The organism is Deinococcus multiflagellatus, from assembly GCF_020166415.1.
Lineage (GTDB): Bacteria > Deinococcota > Deinococci > Deinococcales > Deinococcaceae > Deinococcus > Deinococcus multiflagellatus.
In genome coordinates this window covers 429,155-446,200 of record NZ_JAIQXV010000001.1, presented here as the reverse complement: position 1 = coordinate 446,200, position 17,046 = coordinate 429,155, and the positions used below count along the sequence as shown (strand labels likewise).

Genomic DNA, 17,046 nt, shown 5'->3' with positions numbered 1-17,046 from the left:
CCCGGCCCCGCTGTCTGACCGCTTACGGCACCACTTGCCGGCCCTGCGGGCCATAGTCGGCCAGTACCGCCTGGGCCACGGCCCCGGCATGACCGTCGCGCACCAGCGCCACCACCGCGCCGCCAAAACCTGCGCCGGTCATGCGGGCGCCGTACACGCGTGGGTGGCCTTGCAGGGCCGCCACCAGTTCGTCCACGCGGGGGTGGCTCACGGCGTAGTCGTCGCGCAGGCTGGCGTGGCTGGCGTTCATCAGGGTGCCAAAGCGCACCTCGTCCACCCCGTCTTCCACGGCGGCCAGCACGCGGGCATTTTCGGTGACCACATGGCGGGCCCGCTCGCGCAGCGGTGAGGGCAGGGCGTCCAGCGCCGCCACGTCCGTCACGTCGCGCAGCTGGGGCACGCCCAGCAGGCGGGCGGCTTCTTCCACCTGCGCGCGGCGTTCGTTGTAGCCGCTTTCGGCCAGCTGGCGCGGCACGCCGCTGTCCAGCACCAGCACCTGCGTGCCGGCCGGCAGCGGCAGGGTGCGGCGCTCCAGGCTGCGGGTGTCCAGCAGCAGCAGGGTGTGTTCGTCGGCCACGCTGCTGGCCATCTGGTCCATGATCCCGCACTGCACGCCCACGTAGTCGTGTTCCACGCGCTGGGCGATCAGGGCAATGCGTTCGTCGTCGGCCGTCAGGTCGCCCAGGAGGCGCAGGGCGCGCAGCACCGCCACCTCCAGCGCCGCGCTGCTGCTGAGCCCCGCGCCCATGGGCACGTTGGACGTGACATGCACGTTCAGCCCGCCAGTCGCGCCGCCCAGCGCCAGGGCCCCGGCCACGTAGCGGGCAAACGGCGCCTGGGCGTTTTCACCCACTGGGAACGTGGCGTGCTGGTCCAGATCGGCGGCGTACACATGGTGCTCGGCGGTGCCGTTGCGCCCCACGGTCACCGTGGTGACCTGCGGAATGGCCGTGGGCAGCACGAAGCCCCCCTGGTAATCGGTGTGTTCGCCCAGCAGGTTCACGCGGCCCGGCGCCTGGGCGCTCAGCTCGGGGGGTTGGCCAAAGGTGGCCTCAAAAGTGGTCATAGGGCGGCTCCAGCGTCGGGGTTCACCGCGCGCAGTTCGGCGGCGGCGGTTTCGGGAAACTTGTCGTTGGCGAACTCGCCCGCGCCCTGCTCGGTGCCGGCCAGATACTTCATGCGGCCCGGCGCGCGCAGGTACGGGTACAGTTCAATGTGCAGCGGAAAGGCCGGGTGCGGCCCATCCAGCGGCGCCTGATGCACCGTGAGCAGGTACGGCATGCGCACCCCAAACAGGCCGTCCAGCCGCAGCAGGGTGTCTTTGAGCACCCGCGCGAAGGCCGCGCGCTCGGGGGCCGTCAGGTCGGCCAGCAGGCCCACCGGCCGGGCCGGCACAATCCAGGTTTCAAAGGAGTAGCGCGCAAAGGGCGGCACCACGCTCAGGGCCGCGCCGCCGTCCAGCACCACCCGCTCGCCGCTCTCCCGCTCCTGGGCCACAAAGTCGGCCAGCCAGGGGCGGCCGTGCTCGGCGTGGTAGGCCTCGGCCTGCGCCAGCATGCGCGCCTGCACGGGCGGAATATGGTCGTAGGCGTAGATCTGCCCGTGGGGGTGGTGCAGGGTGACGCCCACCTCCACCCCCCGGTTTTCAAAGCACAGCACACTCTGGATGCGCCCGGTGGCGCCCAGGCGCGCGGTGCGGTCGGCCCACACCGAGAGCAGCAGGTCCAGCTGCGCTTCACTCAGGTCGGCCAGGCGGCCCCGGGCGTCCTGGCTGAACACCACGACCTCGCACGCGCCCACCCCCGCGCGGGTCTGCGCCGGGCCGCCTTCGGGATCCGGCGCCCCCAGGCTGAGGCTGGGAAAGCGGTTGTCGAACACCGCAATGTCGTACTCGCCGGTGGGCAACTCGGTGGGGTGTTCGGGGTCGGTGGTGGGGGCCAGCGGGTTGTATTCGGGCGGCGGCAGAAAGGTGCGGTTCAGGCGGTGGGCGGCGTACATCACCCACTCGCCGCGCAGGGGGTGCCAGCGCAGGACCGGCCGCGCGTCCACCGGCTCCGGGCTGGGGCTGGGAATCGCGCCCGTCACCCTCACCGGGCGCAGGCCATAGAGCGTCAGCGCGCGGCCATCGGGCTTGGTGAAATTGGCGGCGTACAGGGCCGTGGGGGACGGAATGGGGTCAGCCATGTGAGCCTTCACGGTACGAGTGTGGGCGCAGCCCCGCCGCCGTGGTGTCGGTTAGGTTAAAGGTGCCGCGCGAAAAATGAGTGGTGGCCCCACCAAAACTCTGAGAAAGCGTGATCGGGCGGTCCGGCGTGCTCACAGTGAGGCAGCGGCGCAGCAGGGCGAGGCCCGCGTCGTCGAGCAACTCAATGGGGTCGCTGCTGGCGCGCAGGCCGCCTATCACGTCCAGCATCCCGGCCACGGCCTCCCGCTCGTCGTGGCCCAGCAGGCTGAGTTCGCGGCGGCAGATCGCCACGTCCGGGTCGGGCTGATACCAGGGGTGCTGGTACCAGCGCGACAGCGCCGTGTGCAGCGCGTTGCGGGCGCTGGGGCCGGTGGCGTCGCCCAGCCACACGCGGCGCGACTCCTCATCCCAGAAGGGCGCCACGTCCGGGCCGGTGCGCATGGCGTCCACCAGGCCAATGCTCTGGGCCAGCGGGGCGCCGCAGCCCAGCAGGAAGGCGTCCGGGCCGGCGCCGTCGCGCAGGGCCTGCAGGCCCATGCGGTAGGCCTGCGCGCGCCCCACCTCGGGGTCGTGCCGCACGCCGGGCAGCGCCGCGCCGTACAGGAAATCCAGCTTCAGGTAGGTGTAGCCCCAGCCGCGCGCGGTGGCTGCCAATTCGCGCAGCCACGCCAGTACCTCGGGGTGGGTGGTGTCCAGCGCAAAGTACGGCCCGCCCCAGTTGTGGCCCACCGGCAGCGGCTGGCCGCCTTCGCCGCGCAGCATCCAGTCCGGGTGCTCAGCAAACAGGCGCGAGGTGGGCGAGGCCAGAAACGGCGCCAGCCACAGGCCCGGGGTGTAGCCCAGGGCCTGCAGGGGGGCGGGCAAGTCGCGGGCGTGGCCGCCGAAGTGCGCGCTGGGCTCGGTCCAGTCGCCCAGGTCGGCCTGAAAGCCGTCGTCCAGCTGAAACACGTCGAAGGGCAGCCCCGCCGCCCTGGCCCGGCGGGCGTTGTCCAGCATGGCCTCCAGGGTGACGGCGCGGTAGTACGAGTACCACGAGCACCACACCCGCAGCGGCGTAGGCGTGCGCGCGTGCATGGCCTGTCCCAGATCGGCGGCGCGCGCTTCGAGGGTGGCGATCACATCCCGGGTGTCCTCCCAGTGCAGGGGAACCTCGGGGCCTTCCAGGGCGCAGGTGACGGTGATGTGGTCGCCGTGCGCGCGAGCCTCCCACTGAATGAAGGTCTGGGTGGCGTCCCCGGCCATGCCCACCCAGCCGCTGCCGTCCGGGCGCACCAGCGCCAGCATGGTGTGACTGCGCCACACGCCCGCCTGACCGCTGGGCAGAAAGCCGGGGTCGTGGCCCTGTTCGTGGCGCCAGCGCATCAGGGGCACGGCCTGGGTGTCCGTGAGGGGCCGCAGTTCGGCCTCGCTCCACGACTGAAACCCGCTGACCAGCACGCGCACTTCGGCGGGATTCACGTTCAGGGTCCATTCACGCATGGTCGGCCTCCGGCAGCACCTGAAAGCTCACGGGGAGCAGGGTCTGGCCGTTCCACTCGGCAGGCGTAGGGTTCCAGTTCTGCACCAGCACCCGCCCCGCCCGGCGGCTAAGGCGCACGCCCTCGGGCAGCGGGGTGACGGGCACGCCCGCCTCGCTTACCACCTCGGCCAGCACCGCGCGGATCAGGGCCTCGCTGTGCGCGCCAATGACAGTGGCGGTGCCGTGGCGAACCACGGCGGCTTCGCCGTCCAGCGGCCCGCCCGCGTAGGTGGCGAGCACCTGCGCGCCGGTGGGCCGGTAACTTTCTGCCCAGGTGTGGGCCTCAAAGGTGGTGTCCAGTCCCGTCACGCCCTGGGTCAGCCCCGGCCGCAGCGAGTCGTACAGCGACAGCCGCGCGCCCAGCAACTCTGCAAGGGGGCCCGGTTGCCCGGTGACCCAGGTGCCACCGCCCGGGGTGCGAAAGGCCGTGCGCGGCCCGCAGACCAGCGCCGCGCCCGCTTGAACCGCCGCCGCCCAGTGCCCGGCCCGCTCGTCACTCACCAGTGTGACCGCCGGGGCCACCACCACCGCGTAGCCGCTCAGGTCGGCGTCCGGGTGCACCACGTCCACATCTACCCCCAGCGACCGCAGCGCCGAGTAGTAGGTCACGGTCTGGCCCCAGTACGTCAGGCCCGCTGTGTGCGGCTGGGCGTCGTACAGCCACAGGCTCTCGTAGTCGTGCAGCAGGGCCACCCGCGCGGGCACCGGCCCCAGTGGAAACTGCGCCTGCTCCAGCGCCCCCACCTCCGCGTGCCCCGGGCTGGGCGTTTCGTCGTGCCGCAGCAGCCCCGAATGCATGACCTCCTGCGCCATCGTCGCCGCCCGCCAGCGGAAGTAGCTCACCACGTCGGCCCCATGCGCCCACGCCTGCGCCGTCCACAGCGCCGTGGCGCCGGGCGCCGGCTGCGCGTTGTAGGGCGCCCAGTTGACCGGGCCGCACTGCTGTTCCATGACCCAGAAGCCCGGTGAGTGGTGAGTGGGCAGTGGTGAGTGGTCTGGCGCTGTTTCCACTTCCCACTTCCCACTTCCCACAACCCCCCGGTACAGATCATGGTTAAACCCCACCAGATCCGGGTGCCCGGTGCGGGCGTAGTGGGTTTTCAGCGCCTCGTTCACGCCGGGGGGGGCAAAGAATTCCAGCATGCCGGTGGGGTAGTTGTCCCAGCTGGCAAAATCCAGGCCGCGCGCCACCTCGTAGTGGTCGAAGCCGGACTCGAAGATCATGAAATTGTGCGTGATGAAACGGCCCGGCGACAGCTCGCGCAGCAGGGCCACCTGCTCGGCCTGGAACTGGGCAATCAGGCCCGAGGCGAAGCGGGCGTAGTCCAGCAGATGGGCGGGATTGGGCTCGGTCACGGTGAGGATGGGGGGCTTAATCTGCGCCCAGTCGCTGTACTCCATGCTCCAGAACACGTTGCCCCAGGCGTCGTTCAGGGCGTCCAGGGTGCCGTACTTGGCCTGCAGCCACGCTGGAAACTGCTCGGCACTGGCGCCGCCATACGAGCGGCTGGTGGCGTGGCAGCCGAATTCGTTGTCGGTCTGCCAGCCGGTCACGGCGGGATGCCGGCCGTAGCGCTCGGCCAGCGCGCGGGTGATGCGCCGCGAGTGCTCGCGGTACACCGGCGAGGCGAAATCGTAGTGCCGCCGCGAGCCAAATTCGCGCACGCGGCCCTGGGCGTCCACCGCCAGCATCTCCGGGTGGGCGCGCACCAGCCACGCGGGCGGGGTGGCGGTGGGGGTGCACAGGACAATCTTCAGGCCAGCGGCGGCGTAGGTCTCGACCGCTTCATCCAGCCACGCCCATTCGTAGTGGCCGGGGGCGGGCTCCAGGCGGCTCCAGGCAAATTCGGCCAGGCGCACATACGACAGGCCCAGGGCCCGCTGCTGCGCGGCGTAGGGGGCCCAGCGGTCCTGGGGGACGTGTTCGGGATAGTCACAACTGCCAAGCAGCAGGTGAGACGGGAGGTCAGGGGCAGTCATGCAGGGGTGTCCTTAAAAGTGAGAAGGGAGGGGCGCTCAGGAGTGGCTGACCTCGCTCACCCCCTCCCAGCCTCCCCCCTGAAGGGGGAAGAGTGAAGGATCGTGAATCGCGTCAGGCAGGTCTGAAGGTGTCCAGCAGGAAATGCGGCGGCTGAGATTTTGTCCATCAACTTTCAACCATCTACTATTCCCCCTCAGCCATCACCCTTTCACCGCGCCGGTCGCCAGCCCGCCCTGCCAGTAACGCCCCAGGGTCAGGAACGCGGCCACCAGGGGAATGATGCTGACCAGGGCGCCCAGCACGATCACGGTGTAAATGGGTTCCTGGCCGCTGGTGCTGCTGGTCTGGTTCCACACGCTCAGGCCCAGGGTCAGGGGAAACAGGTCGTCGCGGCTGACCGCCACCAGCGGCAGGAAGAAGTTGTTCCAGGCGCCCACGAACGAAAACAGACCCACCGTCACCAGGCCGCCCTGTACCAGCGGCAGGCCCAGGCGCTGGAAGATGGTCCATTCGCCCGCGCCGTCAATGCGCGCGGCTTCCATCAGTTCCTTGGGAAACCCGGCGTCCCAGAACAGCCGCATCAGGTACAGGCCAAACGGATTGACCAGCCCCGGCAGAATCACTGCCCAGTAGGTGTTCAGCAGGCCCAGCTTCTGCATCATCAGAAACAGGGGCAGCACCAGCGCGGTGCCCGGCACCATGATGGTCACCAGAATCAGCGCAAACAGCGCGTTCTTGCCCCGGAAGGTGTAGGCCGAAAAGGCGTAGCCGGCCAGGGCGCTGACCAGTACGCTGCCCAGCGCCGTGGCCCCGGCATACACGAACGAGTTCAGCAGCCAGCGCCGGAAAATCCCGTCCTGGCGCGTGAGGAGGGTCTGCATATTCTCGGCGAGGTGGCTGGGGCTGGCAAACCACAGCCCAAAGGTGGAAAACAGCTGCCCGTTGTCCTTGAACATGGTCACAATGACCCACCACAGCGGCAGCAGGGCGTACACCGCGAACAGCGTGAGGGCCAGCAGTTGCAGCGGCGTGAAGCGGGCGCGGGCGCTCACAGGTCACCTCCCCGGCGGGTAAAGCGCAGAAAGACGGCGCTCAGCAGCAGGGTGAACAGGGCCAGCAGAATCGCCAGCGTGGCCGCGTAGCTGAAGTTGCCGTCGCGCGTGGCGACCAGATACAGGTAGGTGTTCGGCGTGATGTTGTCCGGCACGTAGCCCAGCGGCCGGATCACGAACGGCTCGCTGAAAATCTGCATGGTGCCAATGATCGAAAAGATCAGCACCAGCAGCAGGCTGGGTTTGAGCAGCGGCAGCTTGATAAAGCGCGTGAGGTTCCAGCCGTCGGCGCCGTCAATGCGCGCGGCCTCGTACAGGTCGCTGGGGATGTTCTGCAGCGCGGCGTACAGGGTGATCATGTTGTAGCCGGTCCAGGTCCAGGTGACGATGTTGGCAATGCTCCAGAGCACCACATCGCTGCCCAGAAAGTCGAACGAACGCCCGGTGATCTGGTTGAACGGCGAGAGGTTCTTGGAATACAGGTAGCCCCACAAGAGGCCCGCAATGACGCTGGGAATGGTGTAGGGCAGGTAAAAGGCGGTGCGGAAAAAGCCCTGCAGGCGCCCCCGGCTGGCGTCCAGCGCCAGGGCCAGCGCGGTGGCGAGCACAATCATCAGCGGAATCTGCACGGCCGCAAATTTCAGGATGTTCAGCAGGCTGGCCAGGAAATCACTGTCCTGAAAGGCCCGCACGTAGTTGGTCAGGCCACCAAACACTTCTTTGGCGGGGCCAAAACCTGCGCGCTTTTTAATGAACAGGCTCAGGTATCCGGCGTACAGCACCGGGGCCACGTAAAAGGCGGCAAACAGCACCAGAAATGGGCTCAGAAACAGCCACGGTACAGCGCGCGGCGGTTTCATAGGGTCTCGGGTCCTCTTGCGGGCAACAGCGGTTCAGGCCAGCCGAAGCCAGCAGGAGAAGCGGATTTCAGGCGGGGCATGAACACCCCGGTTCGGTTCCGAGGTGTCCATGAAACAGGCAGCATCTGGTTCATAGGGTCCCCGGGGGGGCAGCGTGAGTCATAGGCACCTTCTCTCAAGGCGGGGGGCGCAGGACTGTTGCGCGCGTCCTGCGCCCCCCGGGTCTGGCGCTCAGCGCACGTCGTAGCCCTGTTTCTTGGCCTCGGCCAGCGTTTCGCGCTGCCACGCGTCCAGCGCCTGGTCGGGGGTCAGGCGGCCCTTGAGCATCAGGTCCATCTGCTTGTTGAAGTTGTCGTTGGCGAAGGGGAACCACGGCGCCCACTGGAAGTTCACGTTCACGCCCCGGCTGGCGCGGGCGTATACCGCGCTGATGTCCTGGCCGCCGAAGAACTTGCTAGGGTTCTTGGTCTTGTCTTTCAGCACGGCGAAGTCCAGCCCGGCGTCGCTGGCGGGGAAGAGACCGCCGTTGACCCAGTTGTTGGAAATGGCGCTCTGCGACAGGTTCAGCCACAGGCTAAAGAGCATGGCGGCTTCCTTGTTCTTGCTCTGGGCGGTGACCACGTTCGAGCTGCCGCCCCAGTTGCCAGAGCGCACGGTGCTCCCGGCGGTCCACTGCGGCAGGTTGGCCGCGCGCCACTGCCCGGCGGTCTTGTCTTTCAGGCTGCCTGCGTAGCCGCCCGGCCCCCAGGCCGCTTCCATGTTGCTCAGGACCTTGCCGGCGCCCACGGCGTTCCAGTAGTCACTGGTAAAGGCGTTCAGGGTGCCAACGTGGCCCTTCTTGATCATGCCGTACCAGTAGTTCAGGACCTTCTTGGCGGTGGGGTTGTTCAGGGTCTGCACCCAGCGGTCGCCGTCGCGCTTGAAGAACTGCGCGCCGTCGGCCCAGGCCAGCGCCATGAACCACGGGGCATAGGTGGCGTAGAAGTTGCCCAGCTTCACCTGCCCGCCGCTCTTGGTGTACACCGTGGCGGCGGCTTTTTCGTACTCGGCCCAGGTGCGGGGCACGCTCACGCCGTACTTTTTCAGCCCGGCGTCGTTGTAGACCATCGCAAAGGGGCCGGTGTCCTGCGGAATGGCGAACACCGCCTTGCCGTCGGGGCTCACCTGTCCCCAGGTCCAGGGCACAAAGTATTTCCTGTAATTGTTCGCGCCCAGGGTGCTCAGGTCGGTCAGGCCGCCCGTGTCCACGAAGGCGGGCAGAAAGCCGTACTCAATCTGCGCCACGTCCGGCGCGCCGGTGCCGGCCTTCAGGGTGGTCAGCAGCTTGGTGTAGGTCTGCGGGCCGCCGCCCAGGTTGGTCACCTTCACGTCAATGTTCGGGTACGCCTTTTCAAAGGCCTGCACGGTCTTGTCCAGGCCGGGCACCCAGGACCAGACTTCCAGCGTCACCTTGCCGCTGGGCGCCTTGGGAAAGGCTGGATCGGCGGCCAGGGCAGAGCCAGCCAGCAGGGCAGTCAGGGCGGTCATCAGCACTTTGTTCATAGGTCCTCCGGGTGGGAAGAGAAGGGGTGCGGGGGTTTGGGGGGCTTGGGTCAGGGGGCTCAGACGAGGTGCAACTCGCGCACCGCGCCGCCCAGGCCCGGGGGGGGTTCGGGGCCCCGGCGGTTGGTGATCAGCGCCGAGACGCCGCCAATAGGTGCAATGTGCGCGCGGCTCACCTGCCCCAGCTTGCTGTGGTCGGCCACCACCACCACCTCCCGGGCCTGGGCCACCATCAGGCGTTTGACCTCGGCTTCCTCGTGGTTGGCGTTGGTGACGCCGTGTTCGGGGTGCACGCCGTTGCAGCCCAGAAACAGGCGGTCGGCGTGAATGTGTTTCAGGACGTCCAGCGCGTAGGGGCTGACCAGCGAGTGCTGCAGCGGGCGCAGCGTGCCGCCCGTGACGATCACCCGCACGCCGCTGAGGCGTTCCAGTTCCAGGGCGATGTTCAGGCCGTTGGTGACCACGGTGACCCCCTGCAGCGTGGGCGACAGGGCGCGGGCGACCTCGGTGGTGGTGCTGCCCACATCCAGAAAGACCGTTTCACCGTCGCGCACCAGGGCCGCCGCCGCGCGGCCGATGCGGCGTTTGGCGGCGCTGTGCTCGTGCCGCGTCTGTTCGAGTGGCGACTCGCGGCGCAGTTCCAGTGGCGGGCGCACGCTGCCCCGGGTGCGGCGCACCTGCCCCGCTTCGGCCAGGGCTTTCAGGTCGCTGCGCACCGTGACTTCCGAAACGCCCAGCAGTTTCGAAAGTTCCGCAACGGGCAATTCGCCGTGGCGATGAACAAGCGAGAGAATCTCGCTTCTGCGCGATTCGATCAAGGAGGCCCCCAAAGAAGTGAGTTTCGTTACTTACGAATCTTATGTTGAAAAGTTTTTCACCGTCAAGCCCTGGGTATGGAGAGGAGGGGAGCGTGGGCGTGGCGTGCTGGGGCTGCGAGAAGGCCCAGGGCCGCCCTTGCGCCGTGTTTGGAAGCGTGCCCAACGGGAGGAGGGCTGGTCGGCGGGGCCGGGTTTTTTCCTCTGGACGCGGAGAGATTGGGCGGCGTTGATCGTCGTGAAGCCAAGGGGAGGTGCAGGCTGGTGGCCTGACCGTGCAGGTTGCATGTGCCTTCCATCGCGGCGTGGGGCCTGCTGTGATGCACTGCCCCTCAATGGTCATCAGAGCAGAGGGCTTCCGCCTCCCGCTCTTCAGATTCCCAGGCATGCTTGCTTCAGCTGGGAAAACATCGGACCTGTCGTGCTGCCGGTGTGCCGCTGATCGGGCCCGCTGATCCCACCAGCCTGCCAACACACGAAAAGCGCCGGAAAGCGGCTGGGCTTTCCGGCGCGGTTGAGAACTGGGGCTTAGCGCACGTCCACCAGTTCCACGTCAAAGATCAGCGTGGCGCCGCCGGGAATCACGCCGGGTACGCCCGCTGCGCCGTAGCCCAGGTGGGCAGGAATGGTCAGTTTGGCCTTGTCGCCCACGCGCAGCTGCGCAATGCCCTGGTCCCAGCCCTGAATCACGTAGCCCACGCCCAGCGGGAACTCAATCGGTTCGCCCCGGTCGCGGCTGCTGTCGAACTTCTGGCCGTTTTCCAGCGTGCCGGTGTAGTGCACCCGCACCATCTTGCCGGTCTGGGCGGGGGCGCCGTGGCCCTCATGGTATTTCTCGACTTTCAGTCCACCTGCGTCAGCGGTCATGCGCGACAGGGTAACGGCTGAGCTGGGGCGCCGTCACGTCGCCGGTTCACTCTGAAGTGACCATGAAGCCAGTTCGGGCCTGAGGCGCCGGCCTTGGCAGGTCCGGGCAAGGCAGCACAAGGCCCGCTGCCACGTTGGGAACCTGCCAGGAGGCGCTGGGGCTGGGCCGTCCGTTCGCTCGCCCCGGTGGCTAGACAACTGCGCCTGTCTGCCCGGCCCCCACCAGAGGCGCTACCCTGGGCGGTCGTGGCCGACCGTTCCTCCTCTTCTGGCTGGCGGGCATGGGTGCTGGGGGGCCTTTTGCCTGTCTACCTGCTCACCACCTTCGGGTTCACGCTGGCGCGGGTGCGCGGCGATTCCATGCAGCCCACCCTGCACAGCGGCGACGCCCTGCTGCTGCTGAAATATCCGCGCTGGCTGCATGCCGCTGGCCTGTGGCGCAGCTATCCCCACCGGGGCGACCTGCTGGTGTTCAAGGCGCCGCAGGACAGCGGTTACGCCTATGAAACGGTGTACGGCCTGCGTCACCGCCCGTACAACATCAAGCGGGTGGTGGGCCTGCCCGGCGACACCGTGGCTGTTCAGGACGGCCGCGTGGTGGTGAATGGCAAGGTGCTGGCCGAAAGCTACGCCAGCGAAGGTTTCGTGCAAGATCAGGCCGCCCAGCGCGTGCCCCCGGGCAAGGTGTGGGTGCTGGGCGACAACCGCCGCCTGGGCGAAAGCCTGGACAGCCGCGCCTACGGCTTCGTGGCCCTGCGGGACGTGGCTGGGCCAGCCAACCTGCGCCTGTGGCCCCACCCGGGGCTGATGAACCGCTGACGGCTGAGCGGTGATCGTGCCCATCTGCCCTGGGGTCAGCACTCACCTTGGCCTGCTACGGTGCGCCCCATGAAGGTTGTTGCCGCGCTTGGTCTTGCCACACTCCTCTCGCCCCTGGCCCAGGCCCAGACCCTGGTGCCGTTCAGCGATCCCCAACTGCCCTTTACCGTCAGCCTGCCCAAAGGCTGGCTGGGCGCCGACTTTCAGGACGGCACCAGCGGCGTAAGCCTGGTGTCGGCCAAGGCGCCGCCCGCCACCATGATCCGCCTGCTGTTCACGCCCAGGAACGGCACGTCGCCCACCCCGGCGGGCGAGTTCCAGAAGTTCGAGGCGGGGATCAAGGGCACCGGCGCCACCCCCAAGCAGACCAGCAGCCGCGCGGTCAGCTACGGCGGCGTGAGCGGTGTGGAGCGCCAGTACGCCGTGACCCACCCCAAGGGGCAACTCACCATGCGGGTGTGGTACGGCGTGGGGGCCAAGAACCTGTATTCGTTCCAGATGACCGATACGCCCGCCCGCTTTGCCCAGGCCAGCGCGCTGTTCAGCAAGGTGCTGGCCAGCGTGCGCTTCAAGCGATGAGACGGGTGCCGGCAGCGGGCGGCCTGCGCGCCGGGCTTCTGGCCCTGGCCTTGCTGGCGTCTGGGGCGCAGGCCAACGAACGCCTGCCCGTCACCGACGTGCGCTTCTCGGCGGGCGCCGAGCGGGTGCTGGCCGTGGTGAGTGGCGAGCGCGATGGCAGCGGGTTTGGCTACGCGGCCCTCACGGTGCTGTCCACGGGCAGCGGGGCGGTGCTGGGCAGCCGCACCGTGGAGGACAAAAACGCCACCGCCGCCCAGGCGCGCCAGACCTTGCTGTCGTCCAGTCAGAGCCTGCTGGGCCGGCTGGGGCTGCTGGGCCGGGTGCCCAGTGTGCCCCGCTATCAGCGCGCGTATCCCACGCCGTACCCGCGCTGGGAAGACGGGGTGCGCCCCGGGGCCGCGCAGGTGACCCCGGTGCGCCTCTGGAGCCGCGCGGTGCCGGTCAGCCTGAAGGTGGTGCCGCTGCCAGCCTCGGCTTGCGCCGAGCCCGATCTGCTGCTGCCGGGCGAACGCCCCGCCGGCTTCGAGCTGCGGGTGAATGGGCAACTCGTGCGGCGCGAGCTGGCCGCCGGGGGCCGCTGCGCCTCGCGCTACAGCCTGGAGCGGGTAGATGTGCAGGGGAACCGCGCCCTGCTGACCGTACGCGCCTACGCCATGGGCTTTGAAGGCCCCGACGCCCTGCCGGTGTTCGTGGCGGTGACGTTACGGTAAGACGAACTGCGGTTCATTTCTGGACCATCAAGTCCTACCCTGACTGGCCCCCACCTTCTGTTCCTTTCAAGTCCAAGGACCGGATATCGGTCCCTGGTTCTGCAGGTTTCTCTGCTGAGGAAGATTCCTGCACACCTGGCGCAACGTTTTGGAAGACGGGTAAAGCCGGTAGAAGGGGCGGCGGCCCCACCCGCTTGCAACATGGCAGAGGGCCCCAGGTGTGGGGCCCTTGTATGCGGATCAACAGTTTTACGGTGCCTGTGCCGCCCAGCCTTACAGCGTTCCTGCCACCTGTCCCAGCAGCGCCCGCGCGGCGTCCAGCTCTTCGCGGTTGATGCTGTGGCCCAGGCCCGGCAGCACGCGGGCGTCCACGGCGGCGCCGCGTGCGCGCAGGTGCTCGGCGGTGTCGGTAAAGCGCCCCAGTGGAATGTGGCTGTCGTGGGGGTCCACGCCCATAAACACCGGCAGGCCCCCCAGGTCGCCCGTGCGGTCCAGGGTGATCAGGCCGCCGCTGAAGGCCACCACGGCGCCGGGACGCTGGGCCGCGCGGCTGGCGTATTCCAGCGCCAGACAGGCCCCCTGGCTAAAGCCCGCCAGCACCACGCGATCGGCGGGAATACCGTGCTCGGCGAGGTGGGCAAAAACCGCGTCCACCGTCGCCAGGGCCTCGTCCAGCTGCGGCTGGTTCTGCTCCACCGGGGCCAGGAAGGAGTGCGGATACCACGTGTTCCCCGGCGCCTGCGGGGCCAGATACGCAAAGGCGCTGAGGTTGAATTCGCGCTCCAGGCTCAGGATGTCCTGCGCCGCGCCGCCCCGGCCATGCAGCAGCACCGCCGCCACGCGGGCCTCGCCCAGGGGGCGGCCGGCGGTCAGCACGTTCACGCCGGGGGCCTCGGCCGGGGCAGGTGCCGCGCCGCCCAGGGGCCGGGTGCCCAGCGTCACGCCGTATTCGGGGCTGCGCAGCTGGGGCAGATGGGCTTCAATCTGCGGGCGCTGCGCCTCGTACCACGCCGGCAGTTTCAGGTGGCGGCCCAGTTCGGCCACCGGCTCATCGCTGGGAAAGCCCGGGGCGTCGGTGGCAATCTCGAACAGCACGCCGTTCGGTTCGCGGAAATAGATGGAATGGAAATACTGCCGGTCCTGCACGGGCGTGGGCCGGTAGCCAGCGGCGTCCAGCGCCGAGAGGTACGCGGCCTGTTCGGCGTCGTCCCGCGTGCGCAGGGCCACATGGTGCACGCTGCCCGCGCCAAAGTGCCCGCGTGCCAGCCCCGGGCGCTCCACCATGTCCACGTACAGGCCCACGCCCGCGCCACTGCCCTGAAAGCGGGTGCGGGGCGAAGCGGTGGCGGGGTCGGCCTCGGTGCCGTGCTCGGTGAAGCCCAGTTGCCCGGCCAGCAGCGCGCGCACCGGGGCCACGTCCCGCACCCAGGCCGTCACGCTGTGAAAGCCGCGCAGGGCGTGTTCGGCGGGCACCGGCGAGGCGGGCCAGGGCTCAACGGCGGCGCCGTCCTCAAAGACCAGTTCGGTGGTCGTGCCGTCGGGGTCCTCGAAGACCAGCACCTCCTGCCCAAAGCGCCGCTGCAGCGTGGCGGGAAAGCCCGCGCTGTGCAGCCGCTCTGCCCAGTAGGCGCGGGAAGCCAGGGGCGCGCTGTAGGCCACCGCCACCACCTCGCCGCTGCCGCGCGTGCCCCGGCGGGCGCCCGGCCAGGGAAAATGGGTCATGACCGTGCCGGGTTGCCCGGTCTGGTCGCCGTAGTACAGGTGATAGGTGCCGGGATCGTCGAAATTCACCGTGACCTTCACCAGCCGCTGCCCCAGCACCCCCGTGTAGAAATCCACGTTGCGCTGCGGATCGCTGGCCATGATGGTGACGTGGTGCAGGCCCTGAACAGGGGTGGTGCCGGGCGGTGTGGTCATGCGGCCATATTACTTAATGTTAAGCGATTCTGGGTGAGAGACAGAGAAGGGGCGCGGGTCATTCGCGCCTCCCTACCGCCGCCCCGTCCGTTCGGCCCCGGCCACTTCATCGCCCTGGGCCTGCAGCGCGCGGCCCAATTTGCGCGTCAGGCGGCTCAGCTGGGCGGTTTCCTCTGGCGTCAGGACGCTGAACACATCCCGAATGCCCTGCACGTGGCGCGGCAGGATACGCTCAATGAGCTTCTGGCCGGCCGGGGTCAGCGACACGCGCATGATGCGGCGGTCGTGGGGGTCGCGGTCACGCCGCACCAGCCCGTCGCGCTCCAGATTGTCAATCACCATGGTCAGGTTGCCGCTGGAGCGCAGGATTTTCTCGGCCAGTTGCCGCTGGCTCAGGGGCCCCAGGTGGTACACGGCCTCAATCACCCCAAACTGGCTGATGGTCAGGCCGTATTCGGCCAGGTGCCGGTTGGCGCTGACCTCCACCGCGTGGGCCGCGCGCCACAGCTTCACGTACGCGTCGAGCGCCGCGCGGTCATCGGGAGAGCCAGCGTAACGGTTGGGCATGGGGCCTATGCTCCGGGTGGGTCTTCATGAAGTCAAGGTGACGCGCCGTGCAGCTGGGGGGCTGCTCTCCCTGTCCGGCGGGCGTGGACGATCTAGGCGCCGCTGACGGGCCGCGCGCGGTGTTCCTCGGTGGCGAGGCGAATGCAGGTGGCCACGGCGCGCATGGCCTCGTACACCTCCTCAACGGGGGGCCGGGTGGGGGCCAGGCGGATGTTGCGGTTGTGGGGGTCCTGGCCGCCGGGGTAGGTGGCGCCCGCCGGGGTGAGGCTCACGCCCGCCGCTTCGGCCAGGGCCACCACGCGCGCCGCCACCGGCTCGGCGGTGTCCAGGCCGATAAAGTAGCCGCCCCGGGGGGTGGTCCAGGTGGCGTACTCACCGCTCCCTCCCAGTTCGGCGCGCAGCACTTCGTCTACCGCGCGGAATTTCGGGGCAATCAGCGCGGCGTGCTGCGCCATCAGGCCTTCCAGGCCGCCCGGGTAACCCTGCAGGAATTTCACATGCCGGGCCTGCTCCAGCTTGTTGGGCCCAATGCTCTGGGCGTTCAGGTACCTGGACAGCCAGCGCACGTTGTCCTCGCTGGTGCCCACAAAGCCCAGCCCCGCGCCCGCAAAGGTGACCTTGCTGGTGCTGGCAAACACAAAGGCGCGGTCCGGGTGGCCCGCGTCGCGGCACAGGGCCACGAAGTTCACGGGGGTGTCCTGCTCGGCCGGGTCGGGGGAGAGGTGGTGGGCGCGGTAGGCGTCGTCGGCCAGGATCGTGAAGTCGGGGGCCGCCGCGTTCAGACCGGCCAGACGGCGGGCCTTCTCGGCGCTGATGGTTTCGCCGCCCGGATTGGAGTAGGTGGGCACGAACAGCAGGCCCTTGACGGCCGGGTCCGCCGCCAGGGCTTCAATGGCATCTACGTCGGGGCCGTCGGGCTGCATGTCCACCGGCAGCAGCTCAAAGCCCAGCGTCTGCAGCAGCAGGAAATGGCGGTCATAGCCCGGCGTGGTCACGATCATTTTGGGCCGCTGGCCCGCCCAGGGCTGGCCGCCGCGCCCGTGCAGCAGGGCGAAGGTCAGCACGTACCCCTGCAGTTCCAGGCTGGCGTTGTTCCACACCACCATGTTTTCCGGCTTCAGGTCCAGGTACTGCCCAAAGAGCGCCCGCGCGGACGGCAGCCCAGTCACGCCGCCGGGGTAGTTGCGCAGGTCCAGGCCGTCCATGTGGGTGTCGGCCGGGCCCAGCACCCCCAGCAGGTCGTTGCTGAGGTCAAAGTCGGCGTCGGCGGGCTGGCCGCGCTGCATGTTCAGCTTCAGCCCTTTGCGCTTCACCGCGTCGTAGGCCGCCTGCGCCTGGGCCAGGGCCGAGCCGGGGGTCGCCTGCACGTCACTCGTCATGGCCTTACCCTACCCGGCGGCCAGGGGGCAGGCGCGCGGCGTGTCTACCAGAGTCGGCCTGATGCATTGAAAGCAGTGGTTTGCCACAGCCGTTTGGTTCAAATCACGCGAGCAGGGGAGGGGTGGCCGTTTGGGCGAAGTAACCACTGTGGCGATGGGGCCCAGTCCGTCACCCCAAGGCAGCCCTCCAGGCGCAGAGAGAACCTCTTGGCCCTCTTCCCAAGAAGTTGGCGGAAGGGGCAGTCTCCGTATTA

The 17,046-nt window shown here is 68.8% G+C and carries 15 protein-coding genes; 3 read left to right on the top strand and 12 right to left on the bottom strand.

Going from position 1 to position 17,046, the window contains the following annotated elements:
• Positions 1-22: 22 nt before the first annotated feature.
• From galK to K7W41_RS02075, 9 genes are all read right to left on the bottom strand, one after another.
• Positions 23-1,066 carry a galactokinase gene (gene galK, locus K7W41_RS02115; protein ID WP_224604201.1) on the bottom strand — a complete coding sequence of 348 codons (1,044 nt, stop codon included), beginning with the start codon at positions 1,064-1,066 and terminating at the stop codon, positions 23-25.
• Positions 1,063-2,184 (bottom strand): galactose-1-phosphate uridylyltransferase, encoded by a 1,122-nt coding sequence (gene galT, locus K7W41_RS02110; protein WP_224604560.1) that lies wholly within the window; start codon positions 2,182-2,184, stop codon positions 1,063-1,065. Before galT ends, galK begins: the two co-directional genes overlap by 4 nt.
• The gene (locus K7W41_RS02105) at positions 2,177-3,664 is read right to left on the bottom strand and encodes a glycoside hydrolase family 36 protein (protein WP_224604200.1); all 1,488 of its coding nucleotides are present in this window, start codon (positions 3,662-3,664) and stop codon (positions 2,177-2,179) included. The genes galT and K7W41_RS02105 overlap by 8 nt, the downstream gene beginning before the upstream one ends.
• Positions 3,657-5,684 (bottom strand): beta-galactosidase, encoded by a 2,028-nt coding sequence (locus K7W41_RS02100; protein WP_224604199.1) that lies wholly within the window; start codon positions 5,682-5,684, stop codon positions 3,657-3,659. The genes K7W41_RS02105 and K7W41_RS02100 overlap by 8 nt, the downstream gene beginning before the upstream one ends.
• A 201-nt stretch (positions 5,685-5,885) precedes the next feature.
• Positions 5,886-6,737 carry a carbohydrate ABC transporter permease gene (locus tag K7W41_RS02095; protein WP_224604198.1) on the bottom strand — a complete coding sequence of 284 codons (852 nt, stop codon included), beginning with the start codon at positions 6,735-6,737 and terminating at the stop codon, positions 5,886-5,888.
• On the bottom strand, positions 6,734-7,597 hold the full coding sequence (locus K7W41_RS02090; protein ID WP_224604197.1) for a carbohydrate ABC transporter permease: 864 nt from the start codon (positions 7,595-7,597) through the stop codon (positions 6,734-6,736). Before K7W41_RS02090 ends, K7W41_RS02095 begins: the two co-directional genes overlap by 4 nt.
• 231 nt (positions 7,598-7,828) lie before the next feature.
• Positions 7,829-9,139 (bottom strand): extracellular solute-binding protein, encoded by a 1,311-nt coding sequence (locus K7W41_RS02085; protein WP_224604196.1) that lies wholly within the window; start codon positions 9,137-9,139, stop codon positions 7,829-7,831.
• Positions 9,140-9,198: 59 nt separating this feature from the next.
• The gene (locus K7W41_RS02080; protein ID WP_224604195.1) at positions 9,199-9,957 is read right to left on the bottom strand and encodes a DeoR/GlpR family DNA-binding transcription regulator; all 759 of its coding nucleotides are present in this window, start codon (positions 9,955-9,957) and stop codon (positions 9,199-9,201) included.
• A 525-nt stretch (positions 9,958-10,482) separates the two neighbouring features.
• On the bottom strand, positions 10,483-10,821 hold the full coding sequence (locus K7W41_RS02075; protein WP_221090400.1) for an FKBP-type peptidyl-prolyl cis-trans isomerase: 339 nt from the start codon (positions 10,819-10,821) through the stop codon (positions 10,483-10,485).
• A gap of 246 nt (positions 10,822-11,067) precedes the next feature.
• On the opposite strand from K7W41_RS02075, the gene lepB reads away from it, so the two are divergent.
• From lepB to K7W41_RS02060, 3 genes are all read left to right on the top strand, one after another.
• Entirely contained in the window at positions 11,068-11,640 is a 573-nt protein-coding gene (lepB, locus tag K7W41_RS02070; protein ID WP_224604194.1) for a signal peptidase I, read from the top strand.
• A gap of 69 nt (positions 11,641-11,709) precedes the next feature.
• Entirely contained in the window at positions 11,710-12,219 is a 510-nt protein-coding gene (locus K7W41_RS02065) for a hypothetical protein (RefSeq protein WP_224604192.1), read from the top strand.
• Positions 12,216-12,929 (top strand): DUF2259 domain-containing protein, encoded by a 714-nt coding sequence (locus K7W41_RS02060; RefSeq protein ID WP_224604190.1) that lies wholly within the window; start codon positions 12,216-12,218, stop codon positions 12,927-12,929. Before K7W41_RS02065 ends, K7W41_RS02060 begins: the two co-directional genes overlap by 4 nt.
• Before the next feature lie 273 nt (positions 12,930-13,202).
• On the opposite strand, the gene K7W41_RS02055 is transcribed toward K7W41_RS02060, so the two are convergent.
• The 3 genes from K7W41_RS02055 to K7W41_RS02045 all read right to left on the bottom strand — a co-directional run bounded on the left by K7W41_RS02055 (position 13,203) and on the right by K7W41_RS02045 (position 16,792).
• A complete protein-coding gene (locus K7W41_RS02055) occupies positions 13,203-14,846 on the bottom strand; it encodes a VOC family protein (RefSeq protein WP_224604188.1) in 1,644 nt (547 codons plus the stop codon).
• Between the two features lie 72 nt (positions 14,847-14,918).
• Positions 14,919-15,413, bottom strand: coding sequence for a MarR family winged helix-turn-helix transcriptional regulator (locus tag K7W41_RS02050; protein WP_224604185.1), 495 nt, complete (start codon positions 15,411-15,413; stop codon positions 14,919-14,921).
• Positions 15,414-15,505: 92 nt separating this feature from the next.
• The gene (locus K7W41_RS02045; RefSeq protein ID WP_224604182.1) at positions 15,506-16,792 is read right to left on the bottom strand and encodes a PLP-dependent aminotransferase family protein; all 1,287 of its coding nucleotides are present in this window, start codon (positions 16,790-16,792) and stop codon (positions 15,506-15,508) included.
• Positions 16,793-17,046: the final 254 nt, after the last annotated feature.